Raw genomic sequence first — 22,470 nt, forward strand, 5'->3', positions numbered from 1 at the left:
TTAATAATCCTTAGTAAAAATTTCATTTTTATCATCAAATAATAACTGTAAATATCTTTCATATTGCTTTAAAATATCTACTATAATTTCTTGCTCGTTTAAGTATTCAATATTATAACCATTTCTTGAATCAATAAAAAAAGTTTGCGGCTCGTAAATAAATTCCTTAGAAAAAGTAGGCAATAATTTATCATCAACAATGCTTTTACTAGCGTGTTTTTTAACTACGCAAACCCCATAAACAAAGTCCTTTGTAAGCTCTTTTTTAATTACTAATTTTATTTCTTCATCGCTGCTAATAATTTGTGTGCTTAAACCATATATATCAAGTCTATTTTTTAGTTTCAGCATAGCGTTTTTAACCCTTGTGTGTAAGAATTTTTTTACATCGTTTTCTTTACTTTGCTTTAGAATTTGCGCTAAACGCTCTTGCCAAAATTCACCTGAAAAATACACAGTAGCTTGAGTTAGTTTTTTATAAGAATAATTTATATCAACAAGCAAACCTTTTAATAAAGAAAAGCACATAATAATCATCATTAAAGCATAAGGTAAAGCAACAATCATAGTAATATTTAAAATAGCATCTAAGCCACCTGAATAAAGCAAACTAGCAGCTAACACGCACAAAATAAATCCCCATAAAAGACTTTGCCATTTGTATGATTTTTCACTTCCAGCACTACTTAAAGAATTTAGCACAAAAATACCACTATCTGCTGAAGTAATAAAAAACAATGTTAAAACCACCATAGCTAAAATACAACTAAAATAAGCAAAAGGAAAATTTTCTAAAAAATGAAATAATAAATTTTCAGGAGAAGAGCTATAAGCACTTAAAATATCATTAAAAGTTAAAGCACTATTTCCAAATATACTAAACCACAAAATATTAAAGCTAGTAGGCACAACCAAAACACCAAAAATAAATTCTCTAAGGCTTCTTCCTTTTGAAATTTTTGCTATAAAAAATCCTACAAACGGAGCCCAGCTAAGCCACCAAGCCCAATAAAATATGGTCCAATTATTAAACCAAGATAAATACTCTTTTTCATAAGCATAAGTTTTAAAAGAAAGTAAGATTATATTTTGCAAATAATTACCTATATTTGAGCTAAATTTAGCTAAAAGTGCTGTAGTATCGCCTATAAACAAAACAAAAAGCATAAGCAAAATCGCTAAAACTAAATTAATTTCACTTAGGATTTTAAGCCCTTTTGTAAGTCCGCTGATAGCTGAAAGCGTAGCTAAAGAAATAATTATAAAAATAATCACACTTTGCTCTAAAAAGCTTTGAGAGTGTAAAATATTTAAATTAATTAAACCTGCATTAAGCTGTGAAGCACTATAACCTAAGGTTGTGCTAATTCCAAACACTGTTACAATTAAAGCTAAAATATCAACCAAATTTCCCCAAAAACCATAAATCTTATCTTTTAAAAAAGGATAAAAAGCACTCCTTAATGAAAGTGGCATTTTATATCTAAAACCAAAATAAGCCATAGCCAAAGCACACACTCCATAAATAGCCCAAGGATGAATTCCCCAGTGAAAAATAGTGTGCAACATCGCATCATTATCGCTCATATTTAAAGTTTTTTTGTGAATTATTGGCTCTGCAACACCAAAATACATAAGTCCAACGCCCATTCCAGTAGCAAAAAGCATAGCAAGCCAAGAAGAAAAAGAAAAGCTAGGCTTGCAATCATCATCGCCTAATTTAATATCACCAAATTTAGAAAAGGCTAAAATAAGCATAAAACATACAAAAAAACTAACACTTAAAATATAAAACCAAGAAAAATTTTTAAAAATATTGTTTTTTATAGATGTAATAAAACTATTTGTAACTTGTGGCATAAAAATACAACAAAGACTTAAAATTATTATTACGCTAATACTAGGCAAAAAAACTGATTTTTTAAAACTTGTTTTAATCATTTTTATCCTTTTTTTAATCTTTTTTAATTAAATAACATAAAAAAACAAATAAAATTTAACATACTTTAAGCCTATTTAAAGCAAATGAAAATTTTTCAAATATCTTTTACGCATTGTAATATTTCCTATGTTGCCGCCTTGATGAATATAAAAAATATCTTTTTTTAATAAAGATGAGTTTTGCAAAATCGCTAAAAAACCAACAGAATCATATAAATATTCAAACTCAATCTTACTGTGCAAATTAATATCATTTATTAGTAAAAAAAGCTCTTTATAAAGTTTTGCAAAATGATATTTTTTTTGAGTTTTTAAAATATTTAAGGCGGAATTTTTATTAAAAATTTCTTTTTGCTTTTGCAAATAAAGTTCATTTGCCACACAAGCAGTTGTAAAAACTCTAATTTTAGGATTTAATTTATGCAAATATTTTTCTAAATAAATAGCGCTAATACCAGTGCCACTTGGCAAAAATACATCAAAATCAATATTATTGTTTAAGTAAAAATCATAAATCTCATCAGCTAATTTTTTAAAACCAAATCTTGCAAAATCATCACAAACACCTTCATTTATGAAAAAACTATCCTTGTTGTTTTTAAAAAAATCAAAGGCAACTTGTTTTGGATTTTTATCATCTGTATAATAAATATTTGCCTTGTTTTCTAAAGCAAGAGCTAAATTCCCATCAATTTCACACCTTCTTTTACAAAAAAAGTGCAACTTCAAAGAGTGCTTTTTTGCATAAATTGACATTGCTAAAAGTGCGTTTGATTGGGTGCTGCCATAGCTTATTAATTCTTTATAAGGTAATTTAACTTGCTCTAAAAAATAAAGTTTTCTAGCTTTATTTCCATTAATTTCACCTAATAAATCATCTCTTAAAACATAAAAATTTTTATCAAAATAAGAAAAAGTGCTAATCATTTTATACTAAAAAACATCCCCCCGCTTCCACTTAAAAAATATTTTTTTTCAGCAAATTCTTTAGCTTTTGGGTAAAGTTGTGTGCAAGAAAATAATAAATCGTTTAAAAAATAATTATCATTTAAAAGCAATTCTTTGCTAGTTTTTAAATCTAAATCATCAGTATTTTTATAATAAATTGGATTTTTTGCAAAGTGATTAAAAACTTCTTTTGTACTACAAGGAGTGCTAAAATGCAAATTAACATCTAACTTTTCTTCTTTAAATTCTTTAATAATTTGCCCATAACCATAAACATTAGCACTAGCAAACTCGTTTATAAAAAAACTAACATCAGCGCCGCTTTTTGCAGCAATTTTGTCTTTGTCTTCATTACTTAATAAGCACAAATGTTTAATTAAGGTTGCAGCATTAGAACTAGCTGAAGCAAGCCCTGCAAAGGTTGGTATACGCTTATATAAAACTATTGCGTATTTATCTAAAAATTCTTTAATAAATTTAGGATTAAAATTATTAAAAACCTTATAAAAAATATGATTATTTGAATAAAAATTAGAAATTATATTATCATCAATTTTTATAAAATAGTCTAAAATGCAATCTTCTTTAAAAATAGTATTTTCTGCTGTTTTTAGACTAAAAAGTTGAGAAATATCTAAATTTTTGCAAGATTTATGCTCTAAGAATTTTGCTTGTTTTTTTTCAATAATTATAAAATCATCATATAAATTATCAATCTTTACAAATCTTGATAAAATCTCATGATAATCATTGCTTTTACCTGTAATTTTTAAAAGCACATTAATTTTTGCATAACATTTATCTATTGTCATTTTTTATAATTTTTCAAAATATCTTTTAAAGATGATAAATCAGCATCATTATTTGCGTGAATATTTTCATCTCTTACACAATTTATTAATTCTTCTCTTAAAACTAAAGTTTGCTTTGGAGCGTTTATTCCAAGCTTTACATTATCGCCTTTAATATCTAAAATCTTAATTTCGATTCCGCCATCAATAATCAAAGAGCTATCTATTTTTCTACTAATAATTAACATTTTTCTATCCTATTTAATTCATAAAAAATACTATTATTTTGCACTTTTAAAATAGCAAAATAATCTCCTAAATCAATTTTATAAAACCCATCTTCTCTTACATTAAAATCGTTTAAATCAAGTTTTTTTCCAAGCAAAATATCGCTTTTATCTTTACTATAAAAACATTCTTTTAAAGCAACACTTAAATAAGCATCATATTCTTTAAATTCACTAAAAGCACCTTCGCTTAGCCTTCTTAAAGCACTTAAAGTTCCTTTTATATTTAAAAATTCACATATTTTTTGTGCATAAGAACGTACATAAGCTCCTTTACTACACTCAAGTTCAAAGCTTAAAAATGGATAATTATAATTAAGAATTTTTGCTTTTACAAACATAGTGCTTTCTTTGAATTTTACTTCTTTATTTTCTCTTGCAAGTTTATATGCTCTAATTCCATTTATCTTTTTTGCACTAAAAATTGGTGGAATATAGTTTATTTGTCCTTGCAAAGTCAAAAAAGCATTATTTATCTCATCTAAACTAGGTCTTCTTTCATCGCTTAAGCTTATATTTTCATTATCTAAGCTAGGGCTACTTGCACCAAACCAAATACAAGCTTGATATTTTTTTGTATCAAGTGCTAAAAAACGAAATAATTTTGTATGTTTTTTACAAGCACAAAGCAAAGCTCCGCTTGCAAAAGGGTCAAGCGTACCTGAATAACCTAATTTTGTGTGCAATTGCTTTGATAGTTTGCACACAAAATTATTTGAGCTTATATTAATTGTTTTATTTGCCAAAAATATCATTTAAAAAGTATTTTCATTGCATTATTTTCTAAAAAAGAACCACCAAATTTTAAATCTTTTAAATTACTCAATACAAAGTCTTCAACCTTCATACTAGCAGCATCGCAAAGCATTTTTGTACTTGCAACCTTATCAAAAGAAAAACCATCTAAAAGCTCACCAAAAATTCTATTACAACCAACATAAAGACCAAATCTATTATTATCAACGCTAAAGCCCCAATTAGAACCAGCGTTATAAACTTCATTTGTTGTTTTGTTAATTATCTGAGCAATTTTATACTCTTTGTTTTCTGGTTTTAAAAGATTTAATGCCTTTTCTTTAGTACAAGCAGTAAAAATTAATGCACATAATGTAAATAATAATATTTTTTTCATTTTTTCTCCTCAATTTTATTAATGCTAGAACGCAATAAGCCCTCATCAGCCTTACCTAAAATAAAATAAGATTCATTAAATTTTTCATATTTTCCATCTTTAATCATTACTTTAAATGGTAGTTGAATTTGGGTTGTATATTTTATATCATTTGCTATTAACTCTACAATATCATCAGCTCTTTTATCGTTTGTTAAAAAATAATAAGCATTATAATTTTGTGTAAATTCTTTTAATTTTTCATCACTTACGCTTTCTGCGTAAGATAAACCTAAGATTATTAAAGAATCCTTTTTTGCTTGTTGTAATTCAAAAAGTGCTGGAGCTTCAGCCTTGCAAGGTGGGCAAAAAGTACCAAAAATATCTATTAATAAAATCTTATCGCTATTTAATAACTTAAAACCATTTTGAGTTCTTTGTAAAGTTATTTCTTGCTTATCCCAACTTTTTAATGTAATTTTATCGCCTACTTTTATTGTATTTTCACTGCTTTCATTATTACTACAAGCACATAAAAACACTAAGAAAAATAATATTTTTATAAATTTCATTCTTTCTCCTTTTTACAATTTTTTATATCTATTTTATGTTGTGGATTGATAAAAACAGAAGTTCCATTATCAAATTTAAAATCTTTATTACTAACAACTACCTTATCACATATTAAATTCTCGCCGTTTCTAAAACTTTGTATTAAATCTTTTCTATTTACCGCATAAGAATTATCAATGCTTGAATAAATAAAGGCAATTACAAAAGATACTATAATTAAGCTTAAAATAAAAATATATAATTTTTGATTCATTTTTTCTTTGTAATAAATACAAATTGCAATTAAAATAAAAAATAAAATTAAAAATATAAAAAATCTTAACATATCACTTCCCCCTTAATTTATATGTTAAATCACCTGCGTTAAAACCAATATATAAAGCATTATCTAAAATAATTTCTTCCTTATCTTTAAAGGCGATTAAATAATCATCTTTTCTTTTTATATCATCAATAAAAATAGCATTTTTAAAATGTTCTTTAAGATTTATACTTTGCTCTTTTTGACTAGCACTATAAACAGGTAAAATATAAAGTTTATTAAAACCATTAAAGCAAGTTTTAAATTCTTCTAAATTATCAATCAATCTTGTATATTTATGCGGTTGCCAAATTGCCACACATTCATTAATATTTAATTCTTTTGCATAAGCAAATACGCCTTGTTTTGTTTCATTTACTTCGGTTGGATGATGAGCGTAATCATCAATAATTATATTTTTTTCATTTGCAACTAAAATATCAAAACGCTTTTTTATACCGCAAAAATTCATTAAATTTTGCTTTATTTCGCTTAAACTAAGACCTATATTTCTAGCGCTTAAAATAGCTAAAGCTGCATCAACAGCAATACATTTACTATGTCCTAAAACGCTAAAAGTTCCATAATCTTTTAAATCAAAACTTATGTATGGTAGATAGTTTTTTACTTGTAATTTTAGATTTTTTATATCTTTGCTAGGATATAATTTTATATGTTTTGGATTATTAATAGTAGCTAAAAATTCATCTTCTGCATTTAAAACAACCACATTACTTTGATTTATAAAATCTAAATATGCTGTATAAAATTTATCTAAATTATGTTCATAATGTTCTAAATGCTCTGGTTCTGCATTAGTTACAATGCTTAATCTTGGTCTTAAATTTAAAAAAGAACTATCGCTTTCATCTGCTTCAAAAACTATATTTTCATTTTTACGATAAAGCATATTTTTTCCACTTCTTTTATCAACCGCACCTATTATAAAAGAGCTTTGTAAAATACTTGCAAGTATTGCACTAGTAGTACTTTTACCGTGAGCGCCTGCTACTGCAAAGATTTGTTTTTTATCTAAGATTAGCGGTAAGGCTTGTTTTCTTGAAAGGCATTTAATATTTAATTCTTTTGCCTTAACTCTTTCAGGGTTGTTTTCATCAATAACTGCTGAATAAATAAGTAAATCAGTATCATCGCTAAGATTTGATGCACTATGACCTATAAAAACTGCTATTCCTTCGGCTCTTAATTCTTTTACCAACTCACTTTCATAAACATCACTTCCATAAACAATATATCCTTGCTCATTTAAAAATCTAGCTAAAGCACTAAGTCCTATTCCACCAATTCCAATAAAAAAAATCTTTTTCATAAATCTCCTAACAAAAAGCTAAAGCTAATAGTATTAAGACAATACCAACAATTTGCAATTTTGTAAAATCTTCACCAAAATAATATCCTATAATTCCAGCACTAATTGGCTCTAATAACAATAAAATAGCTACAACTTGAGCTTGTAAAAATTTTTGTGCATAATTTTGTGCAAAAAAACAAAAAATAGTTAAAATCATAGCACTAATTATTATATAAATTAACGATTGCATATCTTTTAGTGGAGCTAAACTTATTTTATCTAAAAATAAGGCTGCAAAAAAGCAAACAACAGCACAAGCAAAAAATTGAAAAAATACAAAGGAATTTAAATCATTATCTTTTAAAAATTTTTCCACAAGCACGATTAATAAAGCAAAAAATAAAGCACAAGCAAGGCTTAAAAATTCACCTATATAAAAACTATTTATATTTGCATTTTGAAACAAATAAAGTCCAAAACAAGCTAAAAAACATAAAAAAATAGTTTTTAAACTTGGAATTTTTTTAAATAAAATTAATGATAAAAAAGGCACCATTATTACATTTAAGCCTGTTAAAAAAGCAACTGATGAGCTTTGAATATATTTTAATGAAAGAGTTTGCAAAATAAAAGCAACAGCCATACAAATTCCGCTTAAACTACCGCCTAAATAACTATTTTTGTAATTATTTTTTATATCTTTAAAAACTATTATAAAAAATAAAAAACTAGAAATTATGAATCTATAAAACAAATATTCATATACGCCACAAACTTCTAAAATAAGTTTAGAAGGTAAAAAAGAAGCTCCCCAAACAATAGCAGCAAAGGCTAATAAAAGAGTAGCTTTTATTTTCATAAAGTAAAATTATTAAAACTAACTTGCTCTTTTGATAAATCAAAATAATATAAATGATTTGTTTTTACTTCTAAATTCATAAGATATCTAAAAGCAAGTACGCTAGCATAAGAAGCAGCAAACATTACCATAGGCGGACATTGTGCCTTTAAGCCTTTTACATCGCCTACTAAGTGTAGTTTTGCACCAGTTATTAAAGCGCAAGAAGCATAAAAATCCTGTACTCCTGTGTAAAGCCAAGGGATATTAAAACTTTGTGAATAATTTTGTATTTCTTTTCTAACACTTAAATTATCAGTAGCATCAATAATTAAATCTATTTGCCATTCATTTTTTTCTGCTTGAAAGAAAAACTCTGCAGCACTCATAATAAAAGGACTTATTTTTGCATAAGACCTATTTTCTAACTTTTTAAAAATTACTGATTTTGGCAAATTTTCATCATCAAAATTAAACATAATTTGTCTTTGAATATTGCTAATTGTAACATTATCAAAATCAATTATATAAAGCTCATCAATTTTAATTGAAGCAAGTGCATAAGCAAATACGCTTCCAAGCCCACCAGCACCAATAATTGCAACTTTTTTTCCTACACAATTATCTTTATTTTTATCTAATAATAAATCCTGTCTTTCATAAAAATTCATTTTTTATTCCTTAGTTTTGCAAATTGCCATAAATCTGCTGCTTTGTTTCTTTTTTCTAACTCGCATAATAAAATTTCTTCTTCATTTGATAATTCTTGTTCTACTTGCCCATAAGAAGATACAAAACAAGATTTGCCATAAAATTCCCATTCAATAAAATCAACATTTACCTTACCAATTTGATTGATTCTTAAAATAGAGCTATGATTTAAAAAAGCACGCATTTTAACAAGTTCTAACCAGCGATTATTGCTTTCATAAGTATTTGAGCAAGGCAAAACAAGCAAATCAGCATTATAGTTTTTAAAAAATTCATCAAAATGTATTTCGTATCCAAACATTAAAGCAATTTTAAAACCATTTAAATTAAAACACATAGGTTTTAAATCTTTTTTAATATTTGCAAAAAAATTTGCTTCATTCCAATGCTTATAAGGTATTAATATTTGCTGATTGTAGCTTTTTATTTTATTTTTATAAATCACTGCGCAAGATTTATAAATTTTATCCTTTATAAATTTTATGTATGGTGCTATTATGCAAATATCTCTTTTATCGCTAAACTGTTTTAAAAACTGTAATTTTGTATCGCTTTGAATTTTAATTTCTTCCTTGCTCATTTTTTTTAATTCAGAAAAAAAAGGATTAATTACATATTCACTCAATGCAACTAATTTTACACCCTTTTGCTCACATATTCTAAGGTAATAATCTAGTCTAGAATTTGATAAATTCTGTGTTTGTAATTGTAAAGCTGCTATCTTCAAAATGGTAATCTTTCTTTATTTTGATTATTATCTATACTATCTTTTTCTATGCTCATAATTTGTTCTTTTGCAAATTCTAGCTTTGTTTTTGCACTGTTTATTAATTCTAAACTTTCTTTATAAGCTTGAACTAAATCAAATAAAGGAGTTTTAGGGTTTTCAACAATTTTCATTTTTTCATCTAAAAGACTGCAAAGCTCTTCATAAGATAAATCTTTCATTGATTTACCTTATAATTTGGAGCTTCAGCTGTAATGCTTACATCATGCACATGGCTTTCTTTTAATCCAGCTGCAGTAATTTCTACAAATTGAGCTTTATCTTGAAAATCTTTAATATTTTTTGCACCATTATAGCCCATTGAACTTCTTAAGCCACCTAAAAGCTGAAAAATCACATTTTTCATACTTCCTGTATGTGGAACTCTACCTTCAATTCCTTCTGGTACTAATTTTTCTTGTGCTGTTCCTTCTTGAAAATATCTATCAGAGCTACCTTTTTGCATAGCCCCTAAGCTACCCATTCCACGATATGTTTTATACTGTCTTCCTTGATATGTAAATAATTCTCCTGGACTTTCATCAGTTCCTGCTAAAAGTGAGCCAATCATAACACTACTTGCACCAACTGCTAAAGCCTTTGCAATATCACCAGAATACTTAATTCCACCATCGGCAATAATAGGAACATCAAATTCTTTTGCTGCAATCGCACATTCATCAATAGCGCTAATTTGTGGTACGCCAACTCCGCTAATAATCCTTGTGGTGCAAATACTTCCTGGTCCAATACCAACCTTGATTGCATCTGCTCCTGCCTTAGCTAAATCAATAACTGCACTAGCAGTAGCTACATTACCTACAATTACATCTACACTTAATTCTTGCTTAATTGCTTTTAATGTATCAATTATTCCTTTTGAATGTCCGTGTGCACTATCCATTACAAGCACATCAGCTCCAGCTTGTACTAAAGCTCTTGCTCTATCAAGTTGATTCACACCAATTGCAGCTCCTACAACTAATCTTCCTAAGCTATCTTTATTAGCAAAAGGGTATTCTTTTCTCTTTTTTAAATCTTTAATTGTAATCAATCCACATAAAACATTATTTTCATCTACTAAAGGTAGTTTTTCTACCTTATTTTTATTAAAGATTTTTTCTGCTTCATCAAGTGTGCAACCTTTACAAGCTGTTATTAAAGGCATTTTTGTCATTACCTCATCAACACTTAAAGAATAATCATTTTCAAATCTTAAATCACGATTTGTAAGAATTCCTAAAAGCTTATTTTCATTATCTACAACAGGCACTCCTGAAATTCTATATTCATTCATAATATTTAAAGCATCTTGGATTTTTGAACCACTTTTTACAAAAATTGGGTCATAAATTACCCCACTCTCGCTTTTTTTTACCCTTTGAATTTGTCTTACTTGAGAATTAATATCCATATTTTTATGTATTATACCAATACCGCCAAGCCTTGCCATAACAATAGCTGCACGATATTCAGTAACAGTATCCATAGCTGCTGATATAATAGGTATATTTAATTTTATATTTTTGCTAAGTCTTGTAGAAATATCAACTTCTTTTGGTAAAACGCTTGAGTATTGTGGTACTAATAATACATCTTCAAAGGTTAAAGCTTTTTTAATTATATTCATTTATTCTCCTTAAAATCCCATCTTAATTTCTTTAGCAAAATCGTTTTGCAATTCTTTTTTAATACTATCTTTAAAATCATCAATTCTAAAAATTCCATCACTTTGCGCCGTTTTAATTGCTGTATTTTTAACAATCATTTTAATTTGAGCGCCACTAAGTTCATAGTCTAAAAGCTCATTAATTGCAAAAGAGCTTTCAAATTCAGCATTTTTTGGAAGGTGTAATTTCCAAATCTTTTCTCTTTCTTCTTTGTTTGGATTTTGAAATTTAATTTTATACTCAAATCTTCTTGAAAATGCAGGGTCAAGACTTTCTAAGAAATTCGTAGTAGCAATTACAATACCATCAAACCTTTCTAGCTGCTCTAAGAAAATATTTTGCATTTGATTATGCATAAGCTCACTACCATTACTTGCAACACTTCTAGTACTTAAAAACTGGTCTGCCTCATTTAAAAGTAAAATTGGGTAATTTTGAGTATATTTTGCTATATCTTTATAATTATCAAAAATAGCACGAACATTCTTTTCGCTCTCGCCTACATATTTGCCTAAAACCTTTGAGCAATCAAGAGTGATTATTTCTTTTTTTAATACCTTTGCAATATACATTGCACTCATAGTTTTACCAGTTCCTGCTGGACCATAAAAAATAATATTTGCTCTTAAAATATCATCTTTTACAATACCCCATTCCTTAAGCCTTGCAGCTACTTGCTTTTTGCTTCTTTTTTTAAGACTTGTGCTAAGCTCTAAAATATCATTACTTACTATTAAATCAACATCATTTACATCTAAATAATCAAAAAACTGCATATTTTCAACATAATTTTTAAGATTTATAGCATTATTTTTAATAAAATATCTTAAAGCATTATCAGCAATAATAAATGAATTTTCATTGCCTTCATAAGTAATTAAATCGTTTGATAACAATCTTGCTTCTTCTCTTAAAAGCTCGTAGTTTTTAATCTTGTCAATTTGCCTTGTACTAATTGTATTTAATAATTCTTCATAATGAAGTGGCTTTTTTCTACCTGTTAGCTCTTCTTTCAATAAGGCTGCAATGATGATAATTTCATTATCATTTAAATTATAATCCTTTGCTAAAAGGGCAAAAGGATTTACAAAGTCATTTGAATTTTTTAAACGACTTTTTAAAAGATGTGTTTTTATTTCTGTGCTTAAATACTCACCTTTTTGCTTAGAATTTATTATTTCAAAATAGTCATTTAAAAAATTATAAATATCACTGTAAGGCTCACTTACAAATTGTTCTAATTCTTTAGAATCTACAATTTTTATACCATCAAGTTCTTTTGCAAGTTCAAAGAAAATATGTGCAAATCTGCTAAGTGCTATAAATTGAAATAAAAATAAACCAATATTATCTTTATAGTTAAAAGATTTTGCACTTGCTTCTTGAATAAATTTACTTTCATATAATTCTAAAAAATATGGTAGATATTCAATTTTTTTAGCATTATCTTCAATTAAAAAAGCATCTTTTACAATATTTGTAAATTTTTGTGCAAAGATACCACCAATAGTTTTTTTAAGCATAGCTCTTAAAATATTAATCGCTTCATTGCTAAGCTTAAATTCCTTTACTAATTTTTTATAATAAAAACTTCTTTTATAATTTATATCTAAAAAATTCTCAATTTTTTTCACTTTACAACTCTTTTTTCAATTCTTTTTTTAATACCTTACCAGCAGCATTTTTTGGCAATTCATCTTTAAAGATAAAAAGCTTTGGAATTTTATAATTTGCTAAATGTTGTTTTAAATATTTTCTTAACTCATCAGAGCTTATATTTTCATTTTCTTTTAAACATACAAAGCAAACTATACTTTCATCTAAATCGCTTTCTTTTTTGCCTAATACTGCACAACTATCTATTTTTGGATGAAAATATAAAATATCTTCAATTTCTCTTGGATAAATATTTATACCTTTTGAGATAATTAAATCTTTTTTTCTATCTATAATATAAATAAATCCATCATTATCAATTCTTGCTAAATCGCCTGTTTTTAACCAGCCGTTTTCTATAACTTCTTTAGTAAGTTCAGGCTTATTATAATAACCTTTCATTACGCAATCGCCATTTACTATTAATTCGCCTATTTCTCCACTTACTAATTCCATACCCTCATCATCAACCACTTTAACCTTATATGAATGTAAAGGAATACCAACAGAATTTATTTTTTGTGCATTTAATCTATTTACACTAACAATAGGAGCACACTCGCTAAGCCCATATCCTTCTAAAATAGTAGTGTTCTTAAATATTTTTTTATACTGAATTATGGTATTTTCACTTAAAGGGCTAGACCCTGAAATAATCACTCTTAATCTATGAAAAAATAAAAAATACCAAGGTAATTTGTGCTTTAAAATTGTATTTAAAATAACAGGAACACTAAATAAAACACTAACTCTTTTTAATAAAACCTGCTTTAAAACATTTGAAAAAGGTAAAATATTTTTACAAACAACTAAACTTTTACCTAAAATTAAAGGCAATAATACACAAGCAGTTAAAGTAAATGAGTGAAACATAGGTAAATATGCAATAAACCTATCATTATCGTTTATTTTAAAATCTAAATTAGCCATTTTTATATTTGATAAAATGTTTTTATAACTTAATACAACACCTTTTGCAACCCCTGTAGTGCCAGAAGTATAAATTATATGCACACTATCTTCTAAACTAGCATTGCAAACATAATCTTTTATTGCATCATAGTTTTTGTAATTTTTTAATTCTTCTAATTTTAGAGTTTTTACATCTACTCTTAACTTCATAGCTTCTTTTATTTCTTCATCAATAATTAATAATTTAGCATTGCTATCTTTTACAATATGTTCATATTCTTCAACTTTTAACATTGTATTAATAGGAATAGCAACTGCTTTTAAAGAAGTAATCGCAAAATATAATATTATAAATTCAACTGAATTTTGCATTATAAATGCAATATTATCATTTTCTTTAACACCATTTTCTTTTAAAAAGCTAATCATTTTATCAACTAAATTCTTTAATTGTTTAAAAGAAATTTTTTCTTTTTCATAAAAAATAGCTGTTTTATTTAATTTTGCATTATGTTGCAAATACTCATAATAATTTTGCATTTTATCACTTCCTAAAATTTATATTTTAAACCCATATTAAATATTATATTATATTGGTCTTTAAATTGACCTTTTGCTTTGATTAAAATATCATCAACTGCATTATTTTCTAAACCAATATCAGCATAAGCTTGGTACGCTAAGGCTGATTGGAAACTTAGATTTTTATTATATTTATAATCAGCACCTAAAGAATACATAAACACTCTACTATCTTTTGATAAAAAGGTTACATCTCTTCTACTAATTGGTGTATTTTCTGTTTGAAAACCAAACATCAAAGCTAAATCATCATTGTATTTATATCTATAACCAAGACTAATTAATAATGTATCTTTCCATTTTGTGTCTAGGTTTTGATTTAGCATAGTTGCTAAAAGATAGCTTTTTATTTTTTCATCTGCTAAAAGAGCTTGTATTGCTTGCGATGCACCACTTGCAGCTCTGCTTGCAGCAGCTGCTGCACCGTTTGCAGCTCCGTTTGCAGCGGCTGCTGCACCATTTGCAGCTGCATTAGCTGCAGCTAAAGTTTGAGAAGCAGTTGCAATTTTTTTCATATCTTCCGCAGATAATTCAGGCACTTGTGCGTTTAAATTAATACCATTAAACTTACTCCAAAAAGTATAACCTAAATTAAGTAAAAAATCGTGTTTGTCATACTCGTAAGCAAAACCTACATTCAAACTAGCAGGATAAAGCAGGTTAATATTTGTATTTCCATTATAAGTCATATAATTATTTAAAAAACTTGCTGGATTTTGCTGAAACACTCCTAACGCAGCTTGTAAAATAGGTACTAAAGCTTGTGGCAATTTACTCGTAACTAAAGATGGGTTTGCTGCCATAGTATTTTTAACAAAATCAAACATACCCCAAGTTAAAATGCGTACATTTAAATCACCTTCAAAATCATTATTATAAGCTGATTTATACACAAGGCTAAATCTAAATTTATTATCTAAATAATTTGGAACATAAGTAAGAGCTGTTTTAAAACCAAATTTTATATTATTATTTGCCTTAAACGAAGCATCATAAACCCAGTGTGGGGTATAGCCTGTAATATTGCTTGAATATCCTGGATTTAAAGGATAATCTTGATTTAAAGCATTGTCTTTTGTATTATAAAATTTTAATTTAGTATGATTAGCAAAAAGGCTAAAAGCTAAACTATATTCATCAGTAACCTTATAAGCATAAGAAAGTGCAAGTGTTCCGCCTCTCATATCAAGTTTTTTTACTAATGATTGAGCGTAATTTCCTTCCCAGCCATAAACCGCATCAAAATCAGTATAAGCTGCAAAGCCTAAATAATGTTCTTCATTAAGTGGTAAAACAAAAGAAAGTTCTGGCATACCAAAGTTAAAATTACTACCCCTATCATCCTTTGCATTTAAATATTCTTTGCCTTGAGCTTTACTTTCTTGTCTGTATTCATCAGTATATTTTGAACCGTGTATGTGATAATAATTAAGACTTAAATCAAGCTGTGCATCCTGCCCTAAAAATGCCATATTTGCTGGATTTATTACCGCAGCATCAGCACCATAACTCTTTGCTAGATTCGCCCCCGATAAAGCAATAGCATCAGAACTTAAATTTACTATACGATAGTTTGACGCTAATAAAAAGCTACTTGCTATGCAAGATAATAATATTTTTTTCATATATTAACCCTTATAAAAACTTTTTTTTAAAATTTTTTATTGTATATATTATTTTTAAATATTTTTATAATATTTCTTTACTAAAAAATAACTTCTCATATCTTATTTGTAAATTTACACTCCGTGCAATATTCAAAATTACCTTTTTTTAACTCTTTTAAAACTAAGGTATTTGAGCATTCAGGACATTTTTTATCCAAAACTTCATATTTACTTATAAAAGAACAAGTAGGATAATTTTTACACCCAAAAAAGGCTCCTTTTTTTGAAAATCTTTGCACTAAAACTCCACCACAACTTGGGCAAGGAACACTTAGTGTTTTTTCATTTTGATTTGCTTTTGAATCATTATTAATATTTTGAATATGAGTGCATTTTGGATAATTTTTACACCCATAAAATTCCCCTCTTTTTGACTTCCTAAGCACTAAAACTCCACCGCAACTTGGGCAAGGAAGTTCATTTGTGCTATCATTTTCTTTTGTCTTTTCTTCTAAATTTCTTGAATATTTACATTTTGGATAAGCACTACAAGCAATAAATTTACCAAACCTACCACTTCTAATTACCAAGCTAGATGAGCATTCAGGGCATTTTTCTTCAAGTTCAACTACTTCTTTTTGACTTTTTATATTTTTTCCATCATTGATTTTTGTAATAAAAGGCTCATAAAATTCATATAAAACCTCATTTAAATCTCTGCCATCTGTTGCAATCTCATCAAGCTTATTCTCCATATTTGAAGTAAAGTTAGCATCTACAATTTCTAAAAAATATTCTTCTAAAAAGTCAGTAATTTTTTCTCCACGCTCACTTGGAATTAGTTGTTTGTTTTCTAAATTTACATATTTTCTATCAATTAATAAAGAAGTTGTTGGTGCGTATGTGCTTGGTCTTCCTATGCCTAATTCTTCTAATTTTTTAATTAAACTAGCTTCATTAAATCTTGCTGGTGGTTCTGTTTTGCTTTGTTTTGATTCTAAATTTTGAATAAACATTGCATCATTTTTATTTAAATTTGGCAAAATTACATCTTTGCTTACATCATCATTTAATTTTAAATAACCATCAAATAGCATTTTTCTTCCACTAATTTTAAATACTGAGTTTTTACCTTTTACAATCACACTTTCATTTTCAATACTAGCATCAGCCATTTGCGTCATTAAAAATCTATCATAAATTAATTTATAAAGCTTGTATTCATCAGCTTTTAAATAATCTTTTGCAATTTTTGGAGTAAATTCTACATTGGTAACACGAATAGCCTCATGTGCTTCTTGAGCGCCTTTTGCCTTAGTAGTAAAAACTCTTGGCTTACTTGCTACATAGTCTTTTCCATAATCTTTTTCTATTTGATTTCTTGCTGCATTTATTGCTTCTGTGCTTAAATTTAAACTATCAGTTCTCATATATGTAATTGCACCCATAAAGCCTGTATGAGTTTGCACACCTTCGTATAAACTTTGTGCTAACATCATAGTCTTTTTAGGAGAAAAGCCTAATTTTGAACTAGCAGCTTGTTGTAAAGTTGAAGTCATAAAAGGAGCTTTTGGAGATGACTTTTGCTTTTTAGTGCTAATTTCGCTAATAAAAAAATTATCGTTTTTAATACTATCTAAAACATTTATTATAGTTTTTTCATCTAAAAAACTTAATTTTTCTACTTTTTCATTATTAAATTCTATAAGTTGAGCTTCTAAATTATCTTTAAAAGAACATTTTACTTCATAATAATCTACACTCTTAAAAGCTTTAATTTCTCTTTCTCTTAATACAATTAATCTTAAAGCAGCACTTTGAACCCTACCTGCACTTAATTTACTCTCAACCTTACTTGATAATAAATTTGATAATTTAAAACCTACTATTCTATCAAGCATTCTTCTTGCTTGTTGTGCATTTACGCTGTTTAAATCTATCTTTCTTGGATTTTTTATAGCATTTAATATTGCTGTTTTTGTAATCTCGTGAAAAACTATTCTATCATAACTTTTTACATCTTTACCTAAAATACTTGCAATATGAAAAGCAATCGCTTCTCCTTCTCTATCTTCATCGGTTGCTAATAAGACCTTTGAATCTTTTGCTAAGGCTTTTAATTCTTTTACAATTTGTGCGTGGTCTTTGCTAACTTCATATTCTGGAATAAAATGCCCATCGCTAATATTTATTCCTAAACGATTTTTAGGTAAATCTCTAATATGCCCTTTTGAAGCTATTACATTTGCATCTACGAATTTACTAATTGTTTTGGCTTTTGATGGGCTTTCTACTATAATTAGGGTTTTCATTCTTGCTCCTTTTTTTTCATTGTGCCAAATTTTTTTAAATATGGAACATACTTTGCTAAGTATTTTTAAAATTAAGGAGAAAATTATGGCAACAATTTCAAATTATAATAATACAACAACAAAGCACTTGTATTCAGCTCAAAATACAAATGCAAGGACAAATTCAGCAGCTATAAGTAGCTCTGATACTGATAATAATTTAGATAGTTTAAGCACATTTACTAAAGATAAAATAAATCAAGCAAAAATTGAAAAAGCAAGCAAAGATGCAAGCTCAACTCAAACAAACCCTTTAGCACAACTTGATAAAGACGCTTTTTTAAAACTCTTGCTTGAAGAATTAACCCATCAAGACCCAACAAGCCCAATGGATAGTGATAAAATGCTTACTCAAACATCACAATTAGCAGCTCTTGAAACCCAGCAAAAAACAAATGAAACCATGGAAAAACTAGCTACAAAAATGGAGCTTTTAAGCGATAGTGTTGGGATTGGTATGATTGGAGCAGTAGGCAAATATGGGGTTAGAAAAGATGCAGCTTACAAACACGATGGAAAAAATGTAAACCTTTCTTATAATTTATATTTTCCAAAAGAAGTTTTAGATAATAAAAGTGAAGATGAAAACATTATTGTATCAGTTTATGATGATAAAAATAATTATGTAGATAGCTTTTACATTGAAGGGGTAAAAGAAGGAAATAATAACTTTTTATGGGATACAAGATATGCTGATGGAAGCATAAGACCTGAAGGAAAATTTACCTTTGTAGCCCATATTAGCAATAAAGATGGTTCTGAATATGCAATTCCAAGCGGGTATTTTAAAATTGATGGAGTTAGATTTAAAGATGGTAAAACATATTTTAGCGCAGGAAATATGGATATTCCTTTTGATGATATTGCTGAATTTAAGGAGAGTTTAGTATGATGCGTTCATTTTACAACGGCATTAGTGGGGTAAAATCTCATTCTTATGGAATGGATTTATTAGCAAATAATATTTCTAATATAAACACCCCTGGCTACAAAGCTGCCGTTCCTGAATTTAAAGATATTTTTTATCAAACAAAGGCTACTTTAATGGGTAATGAACAGCAAATTGGTCTTGCTGCTAGTGCTTTATCTAGTGCCTTTTCTCAAAAACAAGGTTTTTTAGCAATAAGCGATAGAACTTTAGATATTGCAATTAGCGGAAAAGGTTTTTTTGGGGTAAAAGATGTAGATGGGCAAACCTACTATACTAGAAATGGTTCTTTTGGTGTAGATAGCGATTTTAACCTTGTAGATGATTATGGTCGCTTTATTTTAGGCACAATAAATGAAGGTTTTGCAAAAAGCACAATGCCAAATGGTGTAAAAGAAATGTTTGGAAAAGATAGCTCAAACACAAGTGAAGGATACACTTTAAGCGATATTTCTAATATAAATATTGCTCAAGTAAATAATCAAAGCCCTATTAAGTTACCTAAAACATTATTCATAAACGCTAAAGCAACCACAAATGTAGATATAAAAGCCAATCTTAGCAAGGAAGTAAAAGAAAAAACCGTTTATGAAGAATTTACCGGCGATGTGAATGTAGAAAAAATTCAAAATAAAAATCTTATTAGCTTACAAACTGAACCAAATCAAAAAGTTCTTTTAGAATTTGATAGCCAAGATGGCAAACAAAGAATTGAGATTGTGGCTGATGAAAATGGAAATATTTCAAAAAGTACTTCTTTTGATGTTAGCAATTTAAAAGCTTCTTTAGTAAAAGAAGTAAAAGAAGGTGCTATTAATAAATTTGAAACTTCAGTAATTGCAGCTGATGGAAGTGTACAAAAATTACAAGTTAATATTGAATATATTGATGAATTAAATTTTAAAGCAAATGCTTTTTTATTTAACTCTAAAAACGAACAAATAGGACAAGCAAGTGGGGATTTAAGCTTTAACCCAAACGGTTCTTTAAAAACTAATTCTTTAAAACAAATTAACGGAATTAATTTAAATTTAGGCGATGAAAATCCTAACAATGAGCCATCAAAGGGTTTTAATGGTTTAAATTGCCTTGATAATTCTAAAATAGAAAGGCAAATTACAACAGATGGTTTTGCAGCAGGTGTTTTAAAAAGCTATGCGGTTGATGAATTAGGAAATATTTTAGCCAATTTTACAAATGGCAAAACTCAAGCAGTTGCTAAATTGGCTCTTTATAATTTTATAAATGAACAAGCCTTAACAAAAATGGGGGAAAATATTTTTAGCGCTAGTGCTGATAGTGGAGCTCCTGTTTTTTTAACAGATAAGGATAATAATAATTTTAATAGTGCTAAATTTTTAGGAAATTATTTAGAGCAAAGCAATGTAGATTTAGCTACCGAGCTTACCCAAGTTATAATTTTTCAAAAAGCTTATGATGCAAATTCTAAAAGTATTACCACTGCTGATGCAATGTTAAAAAGAGCAATTGAAATGAAAAAATAAAAGCCCCGAATTTCGGGACTTTTAGTTGATTACATCATACCAGGCATTCCGCCCATGCCGCCCATGCCGCCGCCCATTGGCATTTCAGCTTTTTCTTCTTTAATATCGCTTATTGTAGCTTCTGTTGTAAGTAGCATTGAAGCAACACTTACTGCATTTAAAAGAGCAACTCTTTCAACCTTAACAGGATCAATAATTCCTGCTTCAAACATATCAACATATTTACCACTTGCAGCATCAAATCCTAAGTTTTCTTCTTTTGCATTTTCAACCGAATTTACAACCACACCCGCATCAAATCCTGCATTATCAGCAATTTGTCTTAAAGGTGCTTTAATAGCACGGCGAACAATATCAGCTCCTATTAATTCATCTCCGCTTAAATCTAATTTAACACGTCTTGTAGCATGAATTAATGCAGCACCTCCACCAATTACAATTCCTTCTTCAACTGCAGCTTTTGTTGCGCTTAGTGCATCATCAACTCTGTCTTTTTTCTCTTTCATTTCAGTTTCAGTTGCAGCACCAACCTTAATTAAAGCAACGCCACCACTTAATTTTGCTAATCTTTCTTGTAATTTTTCTCTATCATAATCGCTTGTAGTTTCTGCAATTTGAGCTTTAATTTGATTAATTCTAGCATCAATTGCTTCTTTACTACCTGCACCACCAACTATTGTTGTGTTATCTTTATCAATTACAATACTGCTTGCTGTTCCTAAATCTTCAGCACTAGCACTCTCAAGAGTTCTTCCCATTTCTTCACAAATTACTTGCGCACCTGTTAAAATAGCGATATCTTCAAGCATTGCTTTTCTTCTATCGCCAAAACCTGGTGCTTTAACAGCAGCAATGTTTAAAATTCCTCTTAATTTATTTACAACTAAGGTTGCTAATGCTTCGCCTTCAATATCTTCAGCAATTATTAAAAGCGGTCTAGCATTTTTTTGCGCAGCTTCTAAAACTGGTAATAAATCTTTTAAATTAGTGATTTTTTTATCAAATAATAAAACCAAAGGATTGCTTAATTCACAAATCATTTTATCAGCATTTGTAATAAAATATGGGCTTAAATAACCTCTATCAAATTGCATACCTTCAACAACGCTTAACTCATCATTAATTGATTTTGCTTCTTCAACAGTGATAACACCATCTTTGCCTACTTTTTCCATTGCATTTGCAATTAATTCTCCGATTTTTTCATCAGAATTTGCAGAAATTGTTGCAACTTGTGCAATTTGTTTTTTATTTCCAGCTACTGGTTTTGCTAAAGCTTTAAGTTCTGCAACTATTGCTTCGCAAGCCTTATCCATACCTCTTTTAACTTCAATTGGATTAGCACCTGCTGTTATGTTTCTTAAACCTTCTTTAAAAATTGCGTGAGCTAAAACTGTTGCAGTTGTTGTTCCATCGCCTGCTTGATCAGCTGTTTTACTTGCAACTTCACGCACTAAACTTGCACCCATATTTTCTAAAGTATCTTTAAGTTCAACTTCTTTTGCAACGCTAACGCCATCTTTTGTAATTGTTGGAGCACCAAAGCTTTTTTGAATTAAAACATTGCGTCCTCTTGGTCCCATTGTAACCTTAACTGCATCGCTTAATTTTTTTACACCTTCATATAATTTATTTCTTGCTTCATCAGAATAAAAAATTTCTTTTGCCATTTTTATCTCC

Annotated in this window: 21 protein-coding genes; 2 read left to right on the forward strand and 19 right to left on the reverse strand. The window is 28.0% G+C overall.

Annotated elements, in window-relative coordinates; genetic code table 11:
* The 18 genes from CCANL266_RS07940 to topA all read right to left on the reverse strand — a co-directional run bounded on the left by CCANL266_RS07940 (position 1) and on the right by topA (position 18,318).
* Positions 1–1,941: a BCCT family transporter gene (locus CCANL266_RS07940; RefSeq protein ID WP_172233802.1), complete on the reverse strand. Its 1,941-nt coding sequence runs from the start codon at positions 1,939–1,941 to the stop codon at positions 1–3.
* 75 nt (positions 1,942–2,016) lie between these two features.
* On the reverse strand, positions 2,017–2,868 hold the full coding sequence (locus CCANL266_RS07945; protein WP_172233805.1) for a pyridoxal-phosphate dependent enzyme: 852 nt from the start codon (positions 2,866–2,868) through the stop codon (positions 2,017–2,019).
* On the reverse strand, positions 2,865–3,701 hold the full coding sequence (locus CCANL266_RS07950) for a GHMP family kinase ATP-binding protein (protein ID WP_172233807.1): 837 nt from the start codon (positions 3,699–3,701) through the stop codon (positions 2,865–2,867). The genes CCANL266_RS07945 and CCANL266_RS07950 overlap by 4 nt, the downstream gene beginning before the upstream one ends.
* A complete protein-coding gene (csrA, locus tag CCANL266_RS07955; RefSeq protein ID WP_172233810.1) occupies positions 3,698–3,928 on the reverse strand; it encodes a carbon storage regulator CsrA in 231 nt (76 codons plus the stop codon). Before csrA ends, CCANL266_RS07950 begins: the two co-directional genes overlap by 4 nt.
* Positions 3,922–4,722 carry a pseudouridine synthase family protein gene (locus CCANL266_RS07960; protein ID WP_172233813.1) on the reverse strand — a complete coding sequence of 267 codons (801 nt, stop codon included), beginning with the start codon at positions 4,720–4,722 and terminating at the stop codon, positions 3,922–3,924. Before CCANL266_RS07960 ends, csrA begins: the two co-directional genes overlap by 7 nt.
* Positions 4,719–5,099: an META domain-containing protein gene (locus CCANL266_RS07965; RefSeq protein WP_172233816.1), complete on the reverse strand. Its 381-nt coding sequence runs from the start codon at positions 5,097–5,099 to the stop codon at positions 4,719–4,721. Before CCANL266_RS07965 ends, CCANL266_RS07960 begins: the two co-directional genes overlap by 4 nt.
* A complete protein-coding gene (locus tag CCANL266_RS07970) occupies positions 5,096–5,650 on the reverse strand; it encodes a TlpA family protein disulfide reductase (protein ID WP_172233819.1) in 555 nt (184 codons plus the stop codon). Before CCANL266_RS07970 ends, CCANL266_RS07965 begins: the two co-directional genes overlap by 4 nt.
* A complete protein-coding gene (locus tag CCANL266_RS07975; protein ID WP_172233822.1) occupies positions 5,647–5,976 on the reverse strand; it encodes a hypothetical protein in 330 nt (109 codons plus the stop codon). The genes CCANL266_RS07970 and CCANL266_RS07975 overlap by 4 nt, the downstream gene beginning before the upstream one ends.
* A gap of 1 nt (position 5,977) precedes the next feature.
* A complete protein-coding gene (gene murC / locus CCANL266_RS07980; protein WP_172233825.1) occupies positions 5,978–7,282 on the reverse strand; it encodes a UDP-N-acetylmuramate--L-alanine ligase in 1,305 nt (434 codons plus the stop codon).
* Positions 7,283–7,289: 7 nt separating this feature from the next.
* Positions 7,290–8,123, reverse strand: a complete 834-nt coding sequence (locus CCANL266_RS07985) for a DMT family transporter (protein WP_172233828.1) — start codon at positions 8,121–8,123, stop codon at positions 7,290–7,292.
* On the reverse strand, positions 8,120–8,773 hold the full coding sequence (locus tag CCANL266_RS07990) for a HesA/MoeB/ThiF family protein (RefSeq protein ID WP_172233831.1): 654 nt from the start codon (positions 8,771–8,773) through the stop codon (positions 8,120–8,122). Before CCANL266_RS07990 ends, CCANL266_RS07985 begins: the two co-directional genes overlap by 4 nt.
* The gene (locus CCANL266_RS07995; RefSeq protein ID WP_224316081.1) at positions 8,770–9,540 is read right to left on the reverse strand and encodes a carbon-nitrogen hydrolase family protein; all 771 of its coding nucleotides are present in this window, start codon (positions 9,538–9,540) and stop codon (positions 8,770–8,772) included. The genes CCANL266_RS07990 and CCANL266_RS07995 overlap by 4 nt, the downstream gene beginning before the upstream one ends.
* Complete coding sequence (locus CCANL266_RS08000; RefSeq protein WP_172233834.1) at positions 9,537–9,761, reverse strand: exodeoxyribonuclease VII small subunit; 225 nt, start codon at positions 9,759–9,761, stop codon at positions 9,537–9,539. Before CCANL266_RS08000 ends, CCANL266_RS07995 begins: the two co-directional genes overlap by 4 nt.
* Complete coding sequence (gene guaB / locus CCANL266_RS08005) at positions 9,758–11,209, reverse strand: IMP dehydrogenase (protein WP_172233837.1); 1,452 nt, start codon at positions 11,207–11,209, stop codon at positions 9,758–9,760. Before guaB ends, CCANL266_RS08000 begins: the two co-directional genes overlap by 4 nt.
* Positions 11,210–11,218: 9 nt before the next feature.
* A complete protein-coding gene (locus tag CCANL266_RS08010) occupies positions 11,219–12,883 on the reverse strand; it encodes an ATP-binding protein (RefSeq protein WP_172233841.1) in 1,665 nt (554 codons plus the stop codon).
* A 1-nt stretch (position 12,884) separates the two neighbouring features.
* Positions 12,885–14,357: a long-chain-fatty-acid--CoA ligase gene (locus CCANL266_RS08015; RefSeq protein ID WP_172233844.1), complete on the reverse strand. Its 1,473-nt coding sequence runs from the start codon at positions 14,355–14,357 to the stop codon at positions 12,885–12,887.
* A gap of 11 nt (positions 14,358–14,368) precedes the next feature.
* Positions 14,369–16,024 carry an OmpP1/FadL family transporter gene (locus CCANL266_RS08020; RefSeq protein WP_172233847.1) on the reverse strand — a complete coding sequence of 552 codons (1,656 nt, stop codon included), beginning with the start codon at positions 16,022–16,024 and terminating at the stop codon, positions 14,369–14,371.
* A gap of 95 nt (positions 16,025–16,119) precedes the next feature.
* Positions 16,120–18,318: a type I DNA topoisomerase gene (topA, locus tag CCANL266_RS08025; RefSeq protein ID WP_172233850.1), complete on the reverse strand. Its 2,199-nt coding sequence runs from the start codon at positions 18,316–18,318 to the stop codon at positions 16,120–16,122.
* Positions 18,319–18,403: 85 nt separating this feature from the next.
* On the opposite strand from topA, the gene CCANL266_RS08030 reads away from it, so the two are divergent.
* Both CCANL266_RS08030 and CCANL266_RS08035 read left to right on the forward strand, forming a co-directional pair.
* Entirely contained in the window at positions 18,404–19,249 is an 846-nt protein-coding gene (locus CCANL266_RS08030; protein ID WP_172233853.1) for a flagellar hook capping FlgD N-terminal domain-containing protein, read from the forward strand.
* Entirely contained in the window at positions 19,246–20,790 is a 1,545-nt protein-coding gene (locus tag CCANL266_RS08035) for a flagellar hook-basal body complex protein (RefSeq protein WP_172233856.1), read from the forward strand. Before CCANL266_RS08030 ends, CCANL266_RS08035 begins: the two co-directional genes overlap by 4 nt.
* 29 nt (positions 20,791–20,819) lie before the next feature.
* On the opposite strand, the gene groL is transcribed toward CCANL266_RS08035, so the two are convergent.
* A complete protein-coding gene (gene groL, locus CCANL266_RS08040) occupies positions 20,820–22,460 on the reverse strand; it encodes a chaperonin GroEL (RefSeq protein WP_172233859.1) in 1,641 nt (546 codons plus the stop codon).
* Between the last annotated feature and the right edge of the window lie 10 nt (positions 22,461–22,470).

This window comes from Campylobacter canadensis (assembly GCF_013177655.1).
In the GTDB taxonomy this organism is placed as follows: domain Bacteria; phylum Campylobacterota; class Campylobacteria; order Campylobacterales; family Campylobacteraceae; genus Campylobacter_E; species Campylobacter_E canadensis.

Bases quoted from the DNA above. Each gene is read 5' to 3' on its own strand.
- CCANL266_RS07940 (WP_172233802.1), bottom strand. From the start codon at position 1,941: ATGATTAAAACAAGTTTTAAAAAATCAGTTTTTTTGCCTAGTATTAGC.
- CCANL266_RS07945 (WP_172233805.1), bottom strand. From the start codon at position 2,868: ATGATTAGCACTTTTTCTTATTTTGATAAAAATTTTTATGTTTTAAGA.
- CCANL266_RS07950 (WP_172233807.1), bottom strand. From the start codon at position 3,701: ATGACAATAGATAAATGTTATGCAAAAATTAATGTGCTTTTAAAAATT.
- csrA (WP_172233810.1), bottom strand. From the start codon at position 3,928: ATGTTAATTATTAGTAGAAAAATAGATAGCTCTTTGATTATTGATGGC.
- CCANL266_RS07960 (WP_172233813.1), bottom strand. From the start codon at position 4,722: ATGATATTTTTGGCAAATAAAACAATTAATATAAGCTCAAATAATTTT.
- CCANL266_RS07965 (WP_172233816.1), bottom strand. From the start codon at position 5,099: ATGAAAAAAATATTATTATTTACATTATGTGCATTAATTTTTACTGCT.
- CCANL266_RS07970 (WP_172233819.1), bottom strand. From the start codon at position 5,650: ATGAAATTTATAAAAATATTATTTTTCTTAGTGTTTTTATGTGCTTGT.
- CCANL266_RS07975 (WP_172233822.1), bottom strand. From the start codon at position 5,976: ATGTTAAGATTTTTTATATTTTTAATTTTATTTTTTATTTTAATTGCA.
- murC (WP_172233825.1), bottom strand. From the start codon at position 7,282: ATGAAAAAGATTTTTTTTATTGGAATTGGTGGAATAGGACTTAGTGCT.
- CCANL266_RS07985 (WP_172233828.1), bottom strand. From the start codon at position 8,123: ATGAAAATAAAAGCTACTCTTTTATTAGCCTTTGCTGCTATTGTTTGG.
- CCANL266_RS07990 (WP_172233831.1), bottom strand. From the start codon at position 8,773: ATGAATTTTTATGAAAGACAGGATTTATTATTAGATAAAAATAAAGAT.
- CCANL266_RS08000 (WP_172233834.1), bottom strand. From the start codon at position 9,761: ATGAAAGATTTATCTTATGAAGAGCTTTGCAGTCTTTTAGATGAAAAA.
- guaB (WP_172233837.1), bottom strand. From the start codon at position 11,209: ATGAATATAATTAAAAAAGCTTTAACCTTTGAAGATGTATTATTAGTA.
- CCANL266_RS08015 (WP_172233844.1), bottom strand. From the start codon at position 14,357: ATGCAAAATTATTATGAGTATTTGCAACATAATGCAAAATTAAATAAA.
- CCANL266_RS08020 (WP_172233847.1), bottom strand. From the start codon at position 16,024: ATGAAAAAAATATTATTATCTTGCATAGCAAGTAGCTTTTTATTAGCG.
- topA (WP_172233850.1), bottom strand. From the start codon at position 18,318: ATGAAAACCCTAATTATAGTAGAAAGCCCATCAAAAGCCAAAACAATT.
- CCANL266_RS08030 (WP_172233853.1), top strand. From the start codon at position 18,404: ATGGCAACAATTTCAAATTATAATAATACAACAACAAAGCACTTGTAT.
- CCANL266_RS08035 (WP_172233856.1), top strand. From the start codon at position 19,246: ATGATGCGTTCATTTTACAACGGCATTAGTGGGGTAAAATCTCATTCT.
- groL (WP_172233859.1), bottom strand. From the start codon at position 22,460: ATGGCAAAAGAAATTTTTTATTCTGATGAAGCAAGAAATAAATTATAT.